At 50.8% G+C, this 321-nt stretch carries 1 rRNA gene; it reads left to right on the forward strand.

Annotation, left to right across the window (positions count from 1 at the left end):
• Positions 1 to 218: 218 nt before the first annotated feature.
• A 5S ribosomal RNA gene (rrf, locus tag KW849_RS31095) occupies positions 219 to 321 on the forward strand; the annotation flags it as partial.

The raw sequence follows: 321 nt of genomic DNA on the forward strand, positions 1-321 counted from the left end.
GTAAGCGCTGTGAGGCGTTGAGCTAACCAATACTAATTGCCCGTGAGGCTTGACCATATAACACCCAAGCAATTTGATGCTCCTAGCTGAAAAGGCGAAAGAGACCAGATTGCGGTGTGTGAAGACGCAATGAACCGAAAGTTCGCAAACACACAAATCTATCACCTACCCAATTTGCTGAAGCGCGGCCAGCTGGCCACGACTCGGTACCCGAATTTCTTGACGACCATAGAGCATTGGAACCACCTGATCCCATCCCGAACTCAGCAGTGAAACGATGCATCGCCGATGGTAGTGTGGGGTTTCCCCATGTGAGAGTAG

The sequence above is a fragment of the Pseudomonas sp. PDM26 genome, assembly GCF_019219185.1.
Classification (GTDB): domain Bacteria; phylum Pseudomonadota; class Gammaproteobacteria; order Pseudomonadales; family Pseudomonadaceae; genus Aquipseudomonas.